This window comes from Pricia antarctica, from assembly GCF_900101815.1.
GTDB classification, from domain to species: Bacteria; Bacteroidota; Bacteroidia; order Flavobacteriales; family Flavobacteriaceae; genus Pricia; species Pricia antarctica.
In genome coordinates this window covers 14,138-31,596 of the sequence record NZ_FNAO01000003.1, presented here as the reverse complement: position 1 = coordinate 31,596, position 17,459 = coordinate 14,138, and the positions used below count along the sequence as shown (strand labels likewise).

Sequence of the window (17,459 nt, the reverse complement as noted above, 5' to 3'; positions counted from 1 at the left end):
CAATGCCAAAAATATTAATAATTGAAGATGAATCGGCCATTCGTAGGGTGCTGATCAAAATACTTTCCGAGGAGAACGATACCTATCAACTGGAGGAAGCAGAAGATGGATTAAAAGGATTGGAAGCGGTCAAGAACAACGATTACGATTTGGTTCTTTGCGATATAAAAATGCCCAAAATGGATGGCGTGGAAGTATTGGAAGCCGCTCGGAAGCTAAAGCCCGAAATACCCTTTATTATGATTTCTGGACACGGAGATCTCGATACTGCGGTGAACACCATGCGTTTGGGGGCCTTTGACTACATTTCAAAACCTCCCGATTTGAACCGTCTTCTGACCACTGTACGCAATGCACTTGACCGAAAGGTATTGGTAGTAGAGAACAAAAAGCTACGTAAAAAAGTGAGCAAGAATTATGAAATGGTCGGGGAAAGCGAAGCCATTTCTGTCATCAAGGAGATGATCGAGAAAGTTGCCCCGACCGAAGCGCGCGTATTGATAACGGGTGCCAATGGCACCGGAAAGGAACTCGTCGCCCATTGGATACATGAAAAAAGCGAGCGTAGTGGTGGGCCGTTCATCGAGGTCAATTGCGCTGCGATTCCCTCCGAATTGATAGAGAGCGAACTTTTCGGCCATGTAAAAGGGGCATTTACCTCTGCGGTGCGCGACAGGGCAGGCAAATTCGAAGCGGCCAACAAAGGCACTATTTTTTTGGACGAAATCGGTGATATGAGCCTATCCGCCCAGGCCAAAGTGCTGCGGGCCTTGCAGGAGAGCAAAATCTCAAGGGTGGGGACGGACAAAGATATTAAAGTCGATGTACGCGTGGTGGCCGCCACCAACAAGAATCTTAAAAAAGAAATTGAAGCAGGTAGATTTCGGGAAGATCTCTACCATCGTCTGGCCGTAATCCTGATGCAAGTACCTGCCCTGAACGATCGTCGTGACGATATTCCTATTTTGATCGAATATTTTTCCAAAAAAATTACTTCGGAACAGGGCGTAATACCCAAAACTTTTTCTGAAAAGGCCATTAAATTATTAAAAAGCTATGATTGGACGGGTAATATCCGGGAATTACGAAATGTGATCGAACGCCTGATAATTCTAGGGGGTAAAGAGGTTTCAGAAGAGGATGTAACCCTTTTTGCCAGCAAGTAGAAAAGCGGGATTTTACAATCGTACACTTTGCGCCAGGAAGATGTAAAATTTTGATTTATTGCCCATTCGGCACGCATTCTCCCAATTGCTGAAGTACCTTCCCCGTAATCTCCTTTGTCCTCAAATTATAGTACTTTTTCCCCTCCGAAAGATCGGACCTTAAAAGTTGTTGTTCGCAATTTTCATAGATGCGAGTGGCAAACGCGCGAGCCTCTTTGCAGTTTACCGTGTTTACCACTTTTTGTAACGATGTGCTGTATTTCGTTAACGAGGAATCTATTTTTTGTTTCACTATTTTTTCGTCCGGTGGTAAAGATGGGTTTTGCCCGGTTTCGATATCCGTAGTATTGACCGTAAGATGGTCCGTACCGTAAGGGCTGCCATGCTGCTCGTGCCCATAGAGGGCCTCAAGACCTTCCCCGGCAGAATGGGAAGCTTTTTGGAGCAGAATACGGGCAGCTGTCAGGGAAGAAGTTTGGGTGGCACTTTTTAAAAGTTCCGATACCTCGATAATTCGCTCCGAAGCGTCCTCGCAAGCGCAATCCTCTAACTGGCGTTTTGATTTGACGATAGCATCAAGGGCTTTGTAGATATGGAATCGCATCAATTGTAAGTCTTCCATCTCCAGGGCTTTTTCCGTTTGAGCTTTTACATAGGCGATGTTAGAACCTGCATATTCGCAAGGTTGTGTCGGACCAAAAGACGAAAAAAGACAGAAAATAAGCGTGTAGCGTATCAGGTAATAAAGCTTCATCCGGTAGGTTTGGTTCGTAAAATTTGGGTGTTTTACATTGCAAAGTTACCGCTATCAGGGGCTTACCACCTATTTTATTCGATGCACCGCAGTGCGTTTGGGTTATTTTGGATAAACTGATGTTTTCTGGGGGCAAACGGTTATTTTTTCCGGTTTCGATTACCGTTCAACGAATGGTTTTTCTATCTTCAACCCATGGATATATCAAAAATCACTTCATTCAAGGTCAATGGCCCACTGAAGCTCTCCAATCAACAGACGTACGAGGATTTCGGTGCGTCGGACAAGCAGTTAAAAAAGGAATATAAGGACATTAGGAAAGACCTCGGTGATCTACAGGACACCCTCTATGCGCACGGAAAATATAGCGTCTTGGTCTGTTTACAGGGGATGGATACCGCAGGAAAGGACAGTTTGATCCGCGAGGTTTTTAAGGATTTCAATGTGCGTGGGGTAGTGGTGCACAGTTTCAAAGTGCCCACCGAGCTCGAACTGAAGCACGATTATCTGTGGCGGCATTATATCGCCCTGCCCGCCAAGGGAAAGTTCGGCGTGTTCAACCGTACCCATTATGAAAATGTACTGGTAACACGGGTACATCCGGAATACATAATGGGAGAGAACATTCCCGGTATCCATTCCGTGGCCGACATTGATCAAAAATTCTGGGATAGACGCTTCGATCAAATCAATGATTTTGAAAAGCATATAGCGGATACGGGTACTATTATCTTTAAGTTTTTTCTACACCTGTCTAAAGAAGAACAGCGCCAGCGCTTATTGCGCAGGTTGAACCTTGAACGAAAGAATTGGAAATTTTCCCCCGGCGATTTGAAAGAAAGGGAATTATGGGACAAGTATCAGAAGTGTTACGAGCAGGCCATCAATAAAACCTCAAAACCGCATGCGCCTTGGTATATAGTGCCAGCGGACAACAAAAAAGCCGCCCGACTATCGGTAGCATCGATTTTATGGGACGAATTAAAAAAATACAAGGATATCAAGGAGCCGGAACTGGATACCAAAATAAGGGCTGATTTGGATAGTTATAAAGAAAAGCTGCAAAAGGAAAAAGGATGAAAAAGCTATTGATTCTACTTCTTCTGACGAGTTTTCATTCATACGCCCAGAACGATGACGAAAAACAACTTAAAAAGATATATGATGCCGCACTCACAGAGGGCAAGGCGTACGATTGGCTCAACTACCTGTCCAATCAAATTGGGGGTCGGCTTTCGGGATCTTTAGAAGCGCAGCGGGCGGTGGAATACACCAAGACGCAGCTCGATTCATTGGGCCTGGACAAGGTTTGGCTTCAACCGGTGATGGTACCCAAATGGGTGCGTGGTACTCCCGAATTTGCATATTTGGAGACATCGCCCGGTATGACCACTACGGTTCCCATTTGCGCCCTTGGCGGTTCGGTGGCCACACCTGTGGGCGGCCTGAAGGCGAAACTCATTGAAGTAAAGGGCATTGAGGAACTAAAGGCATTGGGGAGATCTAAAATTGAAGGAAAAATAGTGTTTTATAACCGGCCTATGGATCCCACTTTGATCAGCACTTTCGATGCGTATTCAGGAGCTGTCGACCAGCGATTTTCCGGTGCGGAAGAAGCGGCCAAATTTGGTGCGGTCGGGGTAATTGTGCGCTCAATGAACCTGCGGCTTGATGATTTTCCGCATACCGGCTCTATGAGCTATGGCGAAACCGCCGTTGCCGACAGAATTCCCGCTGCCGCAATAAGTACCAATGCTGCGGAGATGTTAGCCACCACCTTGAAGTTAAACCCCGAAACCAAATTTTATTTCAAGCAAAACAGTAAACAATTCGACGATGTGGAATCGTTCAACGTTATCGGTGAAATCACGGGAAGCACCCATCCCGATGAGATAATCGTGGTGGGCGGACATCTCGATTCTTGGGATCTTGGCGACGGCTCCCACGATGACGGTGCCGGATGCGTACAGAGCATGGAGGTACTTCGCCTTCTCAAAATTTCTGGCTACAAACCCAAACGAACGATTAGGGCGGTACTCTTTATGAATGAGGAAAACGGACTGCGCGGTGGTACCGAATATGCCGCCAAGGCCGAAATGAGCAACGAAAACCATGTTTTCGCATTGGAAAGCGATTCAGGTGGCTTCACTCCACGGGGATTTTCCTTCGACGGCTCCGATGCCGATTTGAAAAAAGTACAAGCTTGGGTACCGCTTTTCGAACCCTATATGGTCCACTCCTTTCAAAAAGGGTACAGCGGCGCGGATATTGCTCCCCTAAAAAAGGAAGGCATGGTACTGGCAGGTCTATTGCCCGATTCACAGCGGTATTTCGCACATCACCATGCCGCGAACGATACCTTCGAATATGTCAATAAACGCGAACTCGAACTCGGGGCCGCCAGTATGGCCAGTTTAATTTATCTTTTTGATAAATACGGGGATGACTTCGGTACTTTGAAACCCTAGCACGCTATCTTACACCCAAACATTTTTATTACCTTTGGTGCTCACAAAAAACGAGTAAAATGCAAGACGGAATCTACGCTAAATTCAATACCTCCAAAGGAGAAATACTAGTAAAACTTACTCACGAAAAAACACCCGGCACTGTCGGTAATTTCGTGGCCTTGGCCGAGGGAAAACAAGAAAACAAGGTAAAACCAAAGGGTGAGCCGTATTATGATGGTTTGAAATTCCATCGGGTTATTCCTGATTTTATGATACAAGGCGGATGTCCTCAAGGTATCGGCACAGGAGATGCCGGTTATAAGTTCGATGATGAGTTCCATCCTGATTTGAACCATTCCAAGCCCGGTGTACTTTCTATGGCCAATTCCGGACCGGGCACCAATGGGAGTCAATTTTTTATCACACATGTACCGACTCCGTGGTTGGACAACAAGCACACCGTTTTCGGTCATGTGGAATCTGGTCAAGACATCGTAGATGACATCGCACAGGGTGACCACATTGAAAGTCTCGAAATACTAAGGGTCGGGGACAAAGCCAAAGATTGGGATGCTGTTGCAGCCTTCGAAACCTTCAAAAGCTCAAAGGAAAAACGTATCGCGGAACAAAAAAAGAACCAGGAAGCGGAACTCGATAAAATTTCGGCAGGATTTGAGAGTACCGAGAGCGGACTACGTTATAAAATGATTCAGGAAGGCAATGGGGCGAAGGCTCAAAAAGGTCAGACCGTTTCAGTACACTACGAAGGTTCGCTGATAAACGGGCAAGTTTTCGATTCTTCCTACAAACGTAAGCAGCCCATCGATTTTCAATTGGGCGCCGGTCAAGTAATCTCCGGATGGGACGAGGGTATCAGTCTGTTGAAAATAGGAGATAAAGCACGTTTTGTTATTCCATCCGAATTAGGATATGGAAGTGCCGGTGCCGGAGGTGTCATTCCGCCAAATGCAACACTGCTATTTGACGTCGAATTGATGGATGTAAAATAAAAAACGGAAATAAATTTACAGGTATAATTATTAAAGCCTCGGGATTAGCTCGGGGCTTTTTTATGAACTTTATCGCGTATGTCGCTCAATCTTTTTGATACGTACTAAGAATAACAAGCAGTACATTAAGGACAACAAGGATAATGAGGATGGAAAAAAAGGTGAACATTTGATTAAATATTGAACATTAGGGTATAAATGATTTCATTAAGAAACACCAAAAATCGGAAAAACCCTACTTTTTATCGATTAAATATCGTGAAATTTAATAAATGGAAAAAAAAAGCCCCGACAAAATTGCCGGGGCTTGGTACAAAAAAAGTTTATGCGTTCTAGTCTACTACTTTCACATTTACCGCGTTCAATCCTTTTTTACCTTGTTGTAGTTCAAATTCTACAACATCACCTTCACGAATTTCGTCGATTAAACCAGAAATGTGTACAAAGTGATCTTCGCTTGAACCATCTTCAGTGATAAAACCGTAACCTTTGGAATCATTGAAGAATTTTACTGTGCCTTTACTCATAATACTAAAAAATTAAAAATTAAATTAAAGTGCAAATATAGGATTTAATTATTTAAGTGGGAGCTTTTTAGGAAGTTAAATTTTGAAAATGGATAAAGTGGTACGGAGTTAAAAGCGAAAAGAGGTTAAGCGTTTTATCGGAAAGGTGCCAAGAAATCGAAAATGTTCGAAGGACGATGCGCGGTTATTTTAGGATTTTAAAATCACGCTGTTTTTGCCAACAAACCTTTAATGGAAGCAGTAATGCCTTTCGGGTCCAATCCGATAATGGCGATAGCCAGGGTCAAGACCGAGGTAGCACGGTCCAAAACTGTTTGTACAGTGGTCAGATTTTTATAGAGCTCTTGGGTTTCAAGGGTAATGGTATCTATTTGTTTCAAGGAAGTTTCGACATCGTCCATTACCAATACCGCCGATTTGGTATATAGTTCCGTAGTGTGTGAGAGTTGCTTTTCGTGCAGTTCCTTGATCCGCTGATTTTCATCTTCCGACAAGCGCTCGGAATTTTCATAGCGATAGTTTCCGAGACCATTGGTCATTCTGAGAAGATTGTCGGCAAGATCTTTTACTTGTTCCGATTTTAAGTGCGCCATTTTTTTAAATTTAAATAAACCCTATCCAATACTACTCTAATTTTTAGACCGTACACCGTACACTGCAGACTGCAGACCGCTGGTACACGAAGATCACACCAAAAACAAACAACCTAAGCCATTACGTTCACATCCGGCGCAATGATGAAATTGTCTTGTTCATTTGCCGGCCGTATCCCGCCAATTCCTTTTTTACTTCTTCGGTACTCATGTTACTTACGTTGTTATACAATAGGGTATGGGCTTCAGCAACTTCCCGTAAAATTTTGATAAAGGTTTCGAGCTCGTTTTGTTGTTTATCTATTTCTGTAATCCTTTGAAAATAGTCTTCTGCAAATTTGGTGCGTTCGTAGACCGACAATTTTTTATCCCTTATAAAATCAAAGTAAAAATTTTTTAGACTACTTTTTTGCACTTCAAGTTTCCCCTTAAGATTACCGGTCAGGTTGAGTTCTAAAAAGTGGAGCAACTTTAGTAAGGGGCCATGGGCTTGGGCGACATATTCCTTTATTTTTTTTCGGCGAAAGCCATCGGTAAACGCTCGGAGTACAAGTGTCGAAACGTCGGAATAGGCTTTCACATCGGCCTCGTTCAATGTAATGGGGCCAAAATCACCGGTGGCCAGGGCTTCGGTAAAGTCATCGGTTTTATAATTGGTAAGTTCGTTTTGGCTAAGGTGCGACAAGCCATAAAAATAACCTTTTGTGGCGTTGTAGATTACTTGGGTAATACTATCGGCCTTTTGGTTTTGAGAGCAATCACAGTCCGTATTATGAATTTGCAGTTTACGAATGTACGTTTGCTGACAATCTTGCAGGCAGACTTTTGAGAACCCCGGAGAAATGGTCTCGTACTTTTCGATACCCTCGATTGAGGTTTCAGAGAACTTGCCTACATGCTTTAGGTTAACACAGCTGGCAAGAAGGACTGTGATACACGGCAAAAGCAGTATTTTTATCTTTAAGGAGGATGACATGGGTACGAATTTTCATCCTACAAGTTAGAAATAATACCGTAATCGCACTTAATTAATACCGACAATATCCCCTCATCCTAAAAAAGGCCATCAAATCCGATAGATTCTGATGGCCTCTTAATAGTTTCGCCGAACTCTTTTAACGGAGTTGGGCATGTAGAATTACGTAGTTGGATCCGGCGTCATCCTCAAATAGGGTTTGATTTCCTTTACGCCTTTTTTGAACATTTCGACGGCATCTTTGGTTGAAATAGAAGGACTCACAACAACATCTTCTCCATTTTTCCAGTTGGCGGGAGTTGCCACTTTGTGATTTGCGGTAAGCTGTAACGAATCGACGACCCGTAGTAGCTCGTAAAAATTACGGCCGGTAGAGGCGGGATAGGTCAACATCAGCTTTACCGTTCTATCGGGTGCGATGATAAATACAGAACGAACCGTAAGGGTGTCATCGGCCTTCGGATGAATCATATCGTACAGGTCGGAAACCTTTCGATCCGTATCGGCGATGATAGGAAAATTGACCGTAGTACCGTTCACTTCGTTGATATCCTTTATCCATTCTTTGTGCGAGGCGGCATCATCGACACTGAGCGCCAACATTTTTACGTTGCGCTTATCGAATTCGCCCTTGAATTGGGCCGTGGTGCCCAATTCGGTCGTGCAAACCGGGGTAAAATCTGCCGGATGCGAGAAAAGAATGCCCCAGCTATCGCCAAGATAATCGTAGAGATTGATTTCCCCCATGGAGCTGTCCGCCGTAAAATCAGGAGCTTTGTCGCCTAGTCGTATTGTTGCCATTTTGATCTGTTTTATTAGATTAATATTTATCCTATAAATCTAGTAGATTAATCAGGAATTGCCATATCCTTATGGTTAAAAATGTATTAAAGTTTACTACTTTTAAAGGATGGAAAACAAGGATTTGGACAAACTAAAATACCCGATTGGTACATATGAAGTGCCACAAGAAATTACCGATGCCCACATTGAGGAATGGATCCAAAGTTTGGAGCGTTTACCAAACCGTTTAAGGAAACTGGTAGAAAATCTCTCCGAAGAACAACTGGAAACCCCATACCGCCCCGGCGGATGGACGGTACGCCAGACTGTGCACCACATTGCGGACAGCCACCTTCATAGCTATATCCGTTTTAAATGGGCCTTGACGGAAGATAAACCCATCATCAAAGCCTACGACGAAAAATCCTGGTCCGATTTGTTCGATGCCAAATCCGCACCCATAGCCCTTTCGCTAGACCATCTAAGTGCGGTTCACGCTAAGTTGGTATATCTTTTAAAGGGACTTTCAAGGTATCACCTACAACGGGTTTTTATCCATCCCGATGGAAATGTAGCATCACCGCTCGATGAAAATATCGGTCGATACGCCTGGCATGGCAACCATCATTATACCCATATCGAGAATTTGATCAAGAGGTCTTTTGATAAAGACACCAGCCAGCAGTGAAAAGTGAATGATTCAACCGTGCTTAGGGCAGGTGTTCGGTCATGATCAAAGCCACGGTTTACAGACCAAGGTTTACAAAAGCAAGAAACAAACGGCAGTACATCTTAAAGCTGCCGCCATGGTAAACTGAAAATTAATTTGTCTATTTTCTATTGCGATTGTATACGTTAGGAACAGATGCAAAATTCTGCTTCCCTAGGCTTTCCATTTAATGTTGCAGCCAATACTCGGTTTTTGATCTTGATCGATTTCTTTACCTTCCAGTAAAGCGTCCATGGCACGCCTCAAATCCCTCCCGGTCAGCGGGATCCCGTTTCCGGGTCGGGAATCGTCCAGCTGGCCGCGGTAGACCAATTCCAGATTCGTATCGAAAAGATAGAAATCGGGCGTACAGGCCGCTTTATAGGCTTTTGCCGTTTCTTGGGTAGCGTCATAGAGATAGGGAAAGGTATAGCCCATTTGTTTGGCGTTATCTTTCATCAAATCGGGAGCATCCTGCGGATAATTTTCCACATCGTTACTGGAAATCGCAATAAAACCAATACCCTTTTTTTCATACTCGGCGGCCAGTTTTACGATTTCAGGATTGACATGCTTAACGAAGGGACAGTGATTACATATAAACATAATTAGTGTTCCCTTTTCCCCTTCAGGGCTTGTAGGTTTACGGTTTTTTCTGTTACCGTGTCCGTGAGGCTGAATTCAGGGGCCACCGTGCCGAGGGGAAGCATATTGCTGGGCGTTCTTGACATGTTGAAGAAATTATTGGTTACTATTTAATCTTTAAGGGTTACAAGTTACGGTTATTAAGTTAAGATCTTGATGCCGGTTGTCGGAAGCATTCAGATGTTGAAATCATTTTATCCTTATCCTTTCTATTTCAGACCAACGAAAATTAAAAAAGAACAATTCCCACTACATGCAAAGTTTTAGATTGTTCTGGTAGAAATCTGAAACACCTGTGCCGGGGGAATTAGAAGCTTTAGTAGGTTGCGAAGTAGCTAGGGAACTTTATATTTTACGGTCAAAACAGTATCTTGTAGCCGGCCATCCTATTTAATTATAAACCATACTACATGTCCGAAACCATAACTTGGCCCGATTTCACAAAAATAGAAATGCGGGTAGGCAAGAGTGTAAAATAGCTAATTTTATGAGCGAATGTCTTATCTTGGGTGCCGTCGATGGTAAAGACGTAGTACTGTTGCAGCCGGAAACCCCCGTAATCAATGGACTTAAAATTTCCTAATCCAGTCAATGTTTAATTAGCGTTTGAAAAATTCAGGATACCGACTACTTAAGCTCTGGGTCAAAGCCGGATTATATCTTTATTACGGTAACATAAAGATTTCGGGTTTACAGAACGTGCCCCGAAATGAGCCCGTGCTTTTTCTGCCCAATCACCAAGGTGCGCTCATGGACGTGTTGCTGATCGTAACAGATTGCCATAGAAAACCTTTCTTTCTGACCCGTTCCGATGTGTTTGAGCGTACAACCCTAATTAAATTTTTCGCCTTTCTAAGGATGCTGCCCATTTATCGTATTCGCGACGGAAGGGAATCCCTGAAAAAAAACAGGGCAATCTTCGATCAATGTTCACAGTTATTTGGGCAAAATCACGCCATGGTAATGTTCCCGGAAGCGAACCACAACATCAAACGTCGGGTTCGGCCGTTAAGCAAAGGTTTTACACGCATTCTTTTAAATACGTTGAAGAGGAACCCTGAATTGAAAATTCACATCATTCCCGTAGGGATGAACTATCGCAGCAACACTGGTTTTCCCGATAAGGTTGCACTGAATTATGGAATGCCTATTGTGGCCAATGACTATTACGATGAAAAAGAGACTCAAAATACCATCCATACTTTAAAGGATGTGGTTTCCGATAGCTTAAAAACACTCACCACCCATATTGAGGATGAAAAAAAGTATGATGCGACCCTCAGGAAATTGGATGCTTTACAAGTCGATTACCTAAATCCTTCGGAAACGAATTTCGCGATAAAAAATTGGGACGCTTCTGATGACAAAAAAGCGGATCTTCAAACCCCCGCCGCGCTAAAAGCGTTTTTTAAAGGAATATTTATCGTACTAAATCTCCCGGTAATCATCTTATGGCGGACCGGGATAAAACCCAAGGTGAGGGAACCGGAATTTATGGGCACGTTTCGGTTCGGTTTTGCGCTGCTGGTGTATCCTATATTTTACTTGGTGCTTTTTGCAGTTATCGCCGCAATTTGGAACGGATTTGTCGGAATGGCAGTTATAATCGGATTATTTTTGTTCAATTGGGGGTACGTGAGGTGGAATTAAGGGTTCTCAAAATTATTTGAGTTTGACGTTATTTGAGTTTGAACTTGCACTACTGCCTGAACTTTTTTTCACATGCTATCCCCAAAAAAGATAGCATTCATCAACAGCTTGTTGGTGCCGTACCAAAATGCGCGGAAATTGGTGTTGTCGGTAAAGACGATGACACGGCCTTTGCCGGTTCGTTCCACTTGAAACGGCACGCTATTTTTTAGCAGATCCAAATTTTTCTCGGAAATATAACCGCTCATAAGTGGATTGTTTGTGTATTGAATCGGATTATTATAGCTGTTCTTATCGGGTTCGATGTAGATATTCGTGTTCCGGAACAGGGGCAGCCGATCATTTTTATACCCGAAGTTTATAGGATGCGAAAGATCCAGTTTGGCCTCGAAAATTGCTCCGCCCGTAACCTGTGCACCTTCGAAATCCTCTTTTTGGTCGAAGGCGATGTTTTTGGCGATTAAGGTATCTTTCTTGAATTTCAGGTGCATCAGTCCATTTTTAGCGAACGATTCCGCCATGTTTTGGTAGCCGATCAACGTGCCGCCCCCTTTGATCCATTCCTTCAATTTATTGGATTGTTTTTTCGAAAGACCACCACCGCCCATACTCGGGATAATAAGATCGGTGTATTCGCTCAAATCGACGGAATCAAAATATTCCGTGTCTATTTTGGTGATGTTCATATCATACCGGGTATCGAAGAGATGCCAGATTTCCCCAGCATCGTACGAGCGGACCCCATCACCGACCAATAGGGCAACCTTTTGCTTTTTAACGGGATCAAAGTCGTTGCTTCCTAAATCTATACCCTGGGTGAGTCCCGTGCCTACCGCAGTAATCTGAAGGTTGCTTTCAAGCGCGACTTCCTTTAAAAACGTGTACATTTCTGCGGTATTCAAGGCTTGCCGATGAACAGGTATCATAATGGTACCGTAGCCATAATCGGTTCCTTCTAGGTTAAATGGCGCTTTGGCCACTTTGGCGCGAAGGCCTCGGTTTGCGATTTTGTTCAGCGCCTTCGGACTATAATATTCGTTCCATTCGAAGAGGTAGGCATAATCACTTTGGGCATCCAGGCTTCCGGTCAAAGGGGGTAGCTTGGTAACTTCCTCTCCCGCAAGGCGCAAGGACCGCAATTCGGCATAATCGAGATTGAAGGCGAGGGGAAGGGTCCAAGCGGAAATATCATAGAAAATACTGTCGGTAAAACTGGTCCGCTTTTCGAACATGGCTTTGATCAAACGATAGTTTTTTTGGATTTTCGGCACTACATAGCTATATCCTTCTTTATAGTCTTTTCCGTTAAGTCGGACGTCATTGGAAAGTTGGTGGAACTTGATATTCTGGCGCTGTAAAATTTCCGCGAAGTGCCAGGTTTTTGCGGCATTTTTGCTGTCGCCGAAAACCAAGGCCTTTTCACGGCCAATGGTCGATTCGATGCCCATGTCCCTAAAAAACGCTTGCTGGTACTCCAACATCTTAACCCGCATGGCTTGGGCCGCCTTGATTGTGGATAAAGCCGTAACGAACTGGTTGCGAATGGTAAACGGAAAGCTAAGGACGCCGTTCTCGCTTTCTTGCAAATGGCCCCTTGAACTGGCTTGTTCGAAAAGGATACCGACGCCGCCATTGATATCGGGAAAGGTAGAGCCCTTGCCATAGTAGAAGTCGTCATAATCTTCTTCGGAATAGTACAGCGACCCGATGCTATCAAGGGCCTTGGCGTGATACGTCCCGATTTCCGCGGTAAGTTCTTGATTCATCTTAGGGGTAAGGGGATGCACTCTTGTCGGCTCCCCGGGCTGAAAAAAGAAGGTAGAATTCGTACCCATTTCGTGGTGGTCGGTCAAGATATTGGGCATCCATTTATGGAAAGAAGCGATACGGGCGCGGCTTTCGGGCAGTTGAACCGGCAGCCAATCCCGGTTCATATCAAACCAATAGTGATTCGTGCGTCCGCCAGGCCAACCTTCATGGAATTCCCTATCGTTGCTATCCGAATTCAGGTGGTCACTTTTATTGGTGTTCGCCCAATGGGCAAAGCGCTGCAACCCATCGGGATTGAAGGAGGGGTCCATCAAAATGACCGTATTTTCCAAAAGCCCCTCGATTTCAGGGCCTTGGCCAGCGGCAAGATAATAGGCATAGGCGAGGCCGGCATTGGCACCACTAGGCTCGTTACCGTGAATGGAAAAACCCTGATAGACCACTACTGGCATACTATCCAGATTGGGACTGCCCCCACCATTTTCGGTAAGCGCAATATGATCTTGTTGAATTTTATCAATATTTTGATGGTTTTCGGGCGACGTGATGGTAAGCAAAAGAAGCGGCCTTCCCTCAAAGGTTTCGCCCCTATTTTCGAGGGTTATGCGGTCACTTGCCTTGGCCAAGGCCTGCATGTAGAATACGAGCATGTCATGGGTAACGTGCCATTCGCCGACCTCATGGCCGATAATATCTTTTGGGATAGGTATTTTTGGATCGTAGCTGATGTTTTGAGGAAGATAGTCGCTGAGATCTAGGTTGTTTTGGGAGAAACCGATTTGAAGAAATAAAAAGGCAATCAGAAATAGGGCGCTTTTCATACAAAATCCGTTTTAGGGCAGATTATAAAAGTAAGTAATACAAAATCGTATGTCAAGATGAAGCTACTGGTGAAAATAAAAAAAGGCCCGAAAAAGGCCAATTTATACAATAAATTAAAAGGTGAAGCATTTTGGGCAAAATCTGACCCTTCGACCCCGCTCAGGGCTACGAGTTTGGCGGTAAGCCTTTCAACTGCGCCCTGGGTGACCTACTTGGAATTCCCCGTCCTAAATATCGTCAAAACTTACATCCGTAAAATTATCCGTCGATTCAACTTCCACGTTTTGAACGGGCTCTTCATCATCCTCCTTCTTAAAATCCTTTTGGTGTCTTTCTGAGATGACTTCCGTTCCCTTTTCGTCGATAATGAAGTCCATCATTTCTTCGACATTTGCCCGAAAATCTTCAAAATCCTCTTTATAAAGGTATATTTTGTGTTTTTTGTAGTGAAATGACCCATCGTCATGGGTAAATTTTTTGCTTTCAGTGATTGTTAGATAATAATCGCCCGCTTTGGTACTGCGTACATCGAAAAAATAGGTTCTTCTGCCCGCACGCATCACTTTGGAGTGAATTTCTTCTTGGTCTATTGAATTTTTCCCTTCCATCTCTCTTCTGGTTTCTTATGGTTGTTATTATCCAAAAGTGAAAAAAAAAAGTCAATACGCCAACAATTTTTTAGTTTTCTTTCACAAAATGTCAAGACGTATTCTCTGCCAACTGCGTAATATATAGTTCTTTGTAGTATCCTTCCTTATTATTTAGTTGTTCATGGCTGCCTTCTTGTAGGAGTTCACCGTCTTTAAGAACGAGTACCCTATCGGCGTTCTTGGCCGAGGATACCCGATGGCTGACAATAAGCGTCGTTTTGTTAGTGGAGGCTTTCTTGAGATTGCTTAAGATTTCTTCTTCTGTTTCCGTATCCACTGCGGATAGGCAATCGTCGAAAAGATAAATTTGGGGATCTTTCAATAGGGCGCGAGCAATGGACACCCGCTGCTTCTGGCCTCCGCTGAGGGTAATGCCCCTTTCCCCGAGCACGGTATCATATTCTTTTGAAAAACCCTTGATATTTTGATGCACTACGGCCTCTTTGGCAGCTTGAACCACCTCTTCGTCCGTGGCGTCTTCCTTTCCGAATTTGATGTTGTTTTTAATGGAATCCGAAAATAGAAATGCATCTTGCGGTACCGCACCAACCGCCTTTCGTAAGCTATCGATGTTCAATTGTTGGATAGGAATATCATCGATAAGAATTTCGCCCGAAGTCACATCGTATAGCCGGGCAACGAGGTCAAGGATGGTGGACTTGCCGGATCCGGTCTTGCCGAGAATGGCTACGGTTTCTCCCGCCTCAATCGTAAACGAAAGATTTTTGAGGGCTGTAATTTCGGTATCCTCATAGGTGAAGGTTACATTCTTGAACTCGATTTTCCCCTTTATTGGGGTAAGTTCATTTACGGTATTGACGATTTCCGGGGCCTCCAGTAAAAATTCGTTGATCCGTTTTTGTGAAGCTTCCGCCCTTTGAACAATGGAGGTCAACCAGCCGATAATGGCTACGGGCCAAGTAAGCATATTGACGTAAAGGATGAATTCCGCGATAACCCCTACAGATTCGATTTCACCATCGATAAACTGTTTTCCGCCGATGTAGATTACAAAGATGTTACTGATACCGATTAGCATCACCATTAATGGGAAAAACCAGGCGTCTACCTTGGCCAAATTCATGCTCTTATTTTTGCCCTCCAAAGCGAGCGTTCCTAATTCGGTATTGATCCGGGGTTCCAGTGCATAGGCCTTGATGACCGATACCCCAGAAAATACCTCTTGTGTAAAGGTAGAGAGAGTGGATAAAAATTGCTGTACGACGGTGCTGCGTTTATGGATAACTTTACTGATATGATAGATCAGTACCGACAAGACAGGTAGGGGAATCAATGCATAGGCGGCAAGTGTCGGTGCCTTAATGAACATAATTGGGATGATACAGACGAAAAGGGTAACCGTATTGATGCCGTACATCAAGGCCGGCCCGGCATAAAGGCGCACTTGGTTCACATCTTCACTGATACGGTTCATCAGGTCGCCGGTGCGGTTTTTTTTATAAAAGTTGAGACTTAACAATTGGTAATGGTCGAACACCTCGTTTTTCAGGTCGTATTCGATATAACGGGACACGTTGATAATCGTCTGCCGCATCAAAAAGGTAAAGAATCCCGATAAGAGTGCGGCGCCGACAATGATAAGTATGAATTTTAAAAGTAGACTCTCGGCCTCCGATTCCGCAATTTCAGAATCCATAAACTGCTCGACCACGCCGATGGATTTGTTTACGTAGGATGGCATTACCAGTTGCAACATTCTGGCAATAATCGTAATTACGATGCCTACCAGCAATTTCTTCCAGTATTTTTTAAAGTATTTGTTGAGGTGTTGGAGTTCCTTCATGCAGATGACAGATACGTGTACTTGGATATAAATTTTGAATGGGCCAAAGATAACCAAGAAACAAGAATCAAGGGCCAAGAAACCAACTTCTTTTCCTATTTTTGCCGCTTGAAAAAGAAGTAATCCTATTCCAAAAGTTCTTTACCGTATGTTGACACGAAGGCACATTAGAATCAAGGTCATGCAATGCATTTACGCCCTGACGCAATCAAAGGACGATTCTTTGGAAAAGCAGGAGAAATTTCTGCGGTACAGTATCGAAAGCATGTACAATCTTTACTTGCTGATGATGAGCTTGATGATCGAAATACATCACAGGGCCGGCGAGCAGTTGAAACTGTCTTCGAAAAAGTATTTGGCGACCGCATCCGACACCTATCCCGATCAAGAAAAGTTCGTAAATAATAGACTGCTGCTCCAGTTGGCCAACAACGAGGCCTTAAAGGCGGAACTCAAAAAACGCAAGCTCAAAAACTGGTACCTTAACGATGAGTATGTGAAGATTTTGTACAACGAGACGGTCGAGTGTCCTTTATATTCCAAATATATGTCCTCCGGGAATAGCTCGTACGAAGAAGACAAACATTTTTTAGCATCTATTTTTAAGGAAGTCATCGCGCCAAATGAAAAAATCTATGATTATTTTGAGGATGACAAATTGACCTGGGTGGATGACATCCCCATTGTGAATACTTTTATTTTAAAATTGTTCAAAAAAGCGAATGAAAACCGTCCCGAATCCTTCTTTTTGCCCCGATTGTTAAAGGATGATTCAGATATGGATTTCGCCCAAAAACTGTTGACGAAAACCTTGCTCAAAGATGCCGAGTGGACCAAGGAAATTGAGGGAAAAACCCCCAATTGGGACAAAGACCGTATTGCGGATATGGATTCCATCCTATTGAAAATGGCGATATGTGAGCTTTTGAACTTTCCGACCATTCCCGAAAAAGTGACCATAAATGAATTCCTTGAAATCGCCAAAGAATATTCAACACCGAAAAGTAGCATTTTCATCAATGGTATTTTAGATAATCTGGTGCGGGAATATAAAACCGAAAATAAACTGAATAAAATCGGCAGGGGACTAATTTGATTATACTTAGGCTCACTGGAAATTAGTAGGTTTTGGGGAATTTTATAGGAGCAG

15 protein-coding genes and 2 pseudogenes are annotated in these 17,459 nt (G+C 43.7%); 8 read left to right on the top strand and 9 right to left on the bottom strand.

What is annotated here, in order from left to right; genetic code table 11:
- Positions 1-2: 2 nt before the first annotated feature.
- Positions 3-1,166, top strand: a complete 1,164-nt coding sequence (locus BLT07_RS05345; RefSeq protein ID WP_091866565.1) for a sigma-54-dependent transcriptional regulator — start codon at positions 3-5, stop codon at positions 1,164-1,166.
- A 55-nt stretch (positions 1,167-1,221) separates the two neighbouring features.
- On the opposite strand, the gene BLT07_RS05340 is transcribed toward BLT07_RS05345, so the two are convergent.
- The gene (locus BLT07_RS05340; protein ID WP_091866563.1) at positions 1,222-1,920 is read right to left on the bottom strand and encodes a hypothetical protein; all 699 of its coding nucleotides are present in this window, start codon (positions 1,918-1,920) and stop codon (positions 1,222-1,224) included.
- Between the two features lie 195 nt (positions 1,921-2,115).
- On the opposite strand from BLT07_RS05340, the gene BLT07_RS05335 reads away from it, so the two are divergent.
- The 3 genes from BLT07_RS05335 to BLT07_RS05325 are packed head-to-tail and all read left to right on the top strand — an operon-like array spanning position 2,116 to position 5,380.
- On the top strand, positions 2,116-3,000 hold the full coding sequence (locus tag BLT07_RS05335) for a PPK2 family polyphosphate kinase (RefSeq protein WP_091866561.1): 885 nt from the start codon (positions 2,116-2,118) through the stop codon (positions 2,998-3,000).
- On the top strand, positions 2,997-4,388 hold the full coding sequence (locus tag BLT07_RS05330; protein ID WP_091866559.1) for a M28 family peptidase: 1,392 nt from the start codon (positions 2,997-2,999) through the stop codon (positions 4,386-4,388). Before BLT07_RS05335 ends, BLT07_RS05330 begins: the two co-directional genes overlap by 4 nt.
- A 59-nt stretch (positions 4,389-4,447) precedes the next feature.
- Positions 4,448-5,380, top strand: a complete 933-nt coding sequence (locus BLT07_RS05325; protein ID WP_091866557.1) for a peptidylprolyl isomerase — start codon at positions 4,448-4,450, stop codon at positions 5,378-5,380.
- A 332-nt stretch (positions 5,381-5,712) separates the two neighbouring features.
- On the opposite strand, the gene BLT07_RS05320 is transcribed toward BLT07_RS05325, so the two are convergent.
- The 4 genes from BLT07_RS05320 to BLT07_RS05305 all read right to left on the bottom strand — a co-directional run bounded on the left by BLT07_RS05320 (position 5,713) and on the right by BLT07_RS05305 (position 8,277).
- Positions 5,713-5,907 carry a cold-shock protein gene (locus BLT07_RS05320; RefSeq protein ID WP_013994176.1) on the bottom strand — a complete coding sequence of 65 codons (195 nt, stop codon included), beginning with the start codon at positions 5,905-5,907 and terminating at the stop codon, positions 5,713-5,715.
- A gap of 203 nt (positions 5,908-6,110) precedes the next feature.
- Positions 6,111-6,500 (bottom strand): hypothetical protein, encoded by a 390-nt coding sequence (locus tag BLT07_RS05315; RefSeq protein WP_091866555.1) that lies wholly within the window; start codon positions 6,498-6,500, stop codon positions 6,111-6,113.
- Positions 6,501-6,627: 127 nt separating this feature from the next.
- Positions 6,628-7,476 carry a hypothetical protein gene (locus tag BLT07_RS05310; protein WP_091866553.1) on the bottom strand — a complete coding sequence of 283 codons (849 nt, stop codon included), beginning with the start codon at positions 7,474-7,476 and terminating at the stop codon, positions 6,628-6,630.
- Positions 7,477-7,638: 162 nt separating this feature from the next.
- The gene (locus BLT07_RS05305) at positions 7,639-8,277 is read right to left on the bottom strand and encodes a peroxiredoxin (RefSeq protein ID WP_091866551.1); all 639 of its coding nucleotides are present in this window, start codon (positions 8,275-8,277) and stop codon (positions 7,639-7,641) included.
- A 109-nt stretch (positions 8,278-8,386) separates the two neighbouring features.
- On the opposite strand from BLT07_RS05305, the gene BLT07_RS05300 reads away from it, so the two are divergent.
- Positions 8,387-8,947 (top strand): YfiT family bacillithiol transferase, encoded by a 561-nt coding sequence (locus BLT07_RS05300; protein ID WP_091866549.1) that lies wholly within the window; start codon positions 8,387-8,389, stop codon positions 8,945-8,947.
- A 195-nt stretch (positions 8,948-9,142) separates the two neighbouring features.
- On the opposite strand, the pseudogene BLT07_RS05295 reads toward BLT07_RS05300, so the two are convergent.
- Positions 9,143-9,699 (bottom strand): annotated as a pseudogene (locus tag BLT07_RS05295) (thioredoxin family protein).
- Between the two features lie 386 nt (positions 9,700-10,085).
- On the opposite strand from BLT07_RS05295, the pseudogene BLT07_RS21690 reads away from it, so the two are divergent.
- Positions 10,086-10,196: pseudogene (locus BLT07_RS21690) on the top strand (tRNA-binding protein); the annotation flags it as partial.
- A gap of 23 nt (positions 10,197-10,219) precedes the next feature.
- A complete protein-coding gene (locus BLT07_RS05285) occupies positions 10,220-11,263 on the top strand; it encodes a 1-acyl-sn-glycerol-3-phosphate acyltransferase (RefSeq protein WP_091866547.1) in 1,044 nt (347 codons plus the stop codon).
- A 68-nt stretch (positions 11,264-11,331) separates the two neighbouring features.
- Here the strand turns inward: BLT07_RS05285 and BLT07_RS05280 are convergent, their stop codons facing one another.
- From BLT07_RS05280 to BLT07_RS05270, 3 genes are all read right to left on the bottom strand, one after another.
- Positions 11,332-13,854 carry a M14 metallopeptidase family protein gene (locus BLT07_RS05280; protein ID WP_091866545.1) on the bottom strand — a complete coding sequence of 841 codons (2,523 nt, stop codon included), beginning with the start codon at positions 13,852-13,854 and terminating at the stop codon, positions 11,332-11,334.
- 228 nt (positions 13,855-14,082) lie between these two features.
- Entirely contained in the window at positions 14,083-14,463 is a 381-nt protein-coding gene (locus BLT07_RS05275) for a PUR family DNA/RNA-binding protein (RefSeq protein ID WP_091866544.1), read from the bottom strand.
- 91 nt (positions 14,464-14,554) lie between these two features.
- Positions 14,555-16,309 carry an ABC transporter ATP-binding protein gene (locus BLT07_RS05270; RefSeq protein ID WP_091866542.1) on the bottom strand — a complete coding sequence of 585 codons (1,755 nt, stop codon included), beginning with the start codon at positions 16,307-16,309 and terminating at the stop codon, positions 14,555-14,557.
- A 148-nt stretch (positions 16,310-16,457) separates the two neighbouring features.
- Between BLT07_RS05270 and nusB the strand changes: the two genes are divergently transcribed.
- Positions 16,458-17,405: a transcription antitermination factor NusB gene (gene nusB / locus BLT07_RS05265; RefSeq protein ID WP_091866540.1), complete on the top strand. Its 948-nt coding sequence runs from the start codon at positions 16,458-16,460 to the stop codon at positions 17,403-17,405.
- Positions 17,406-17,459: the final 54 nt, after the last annotated feature.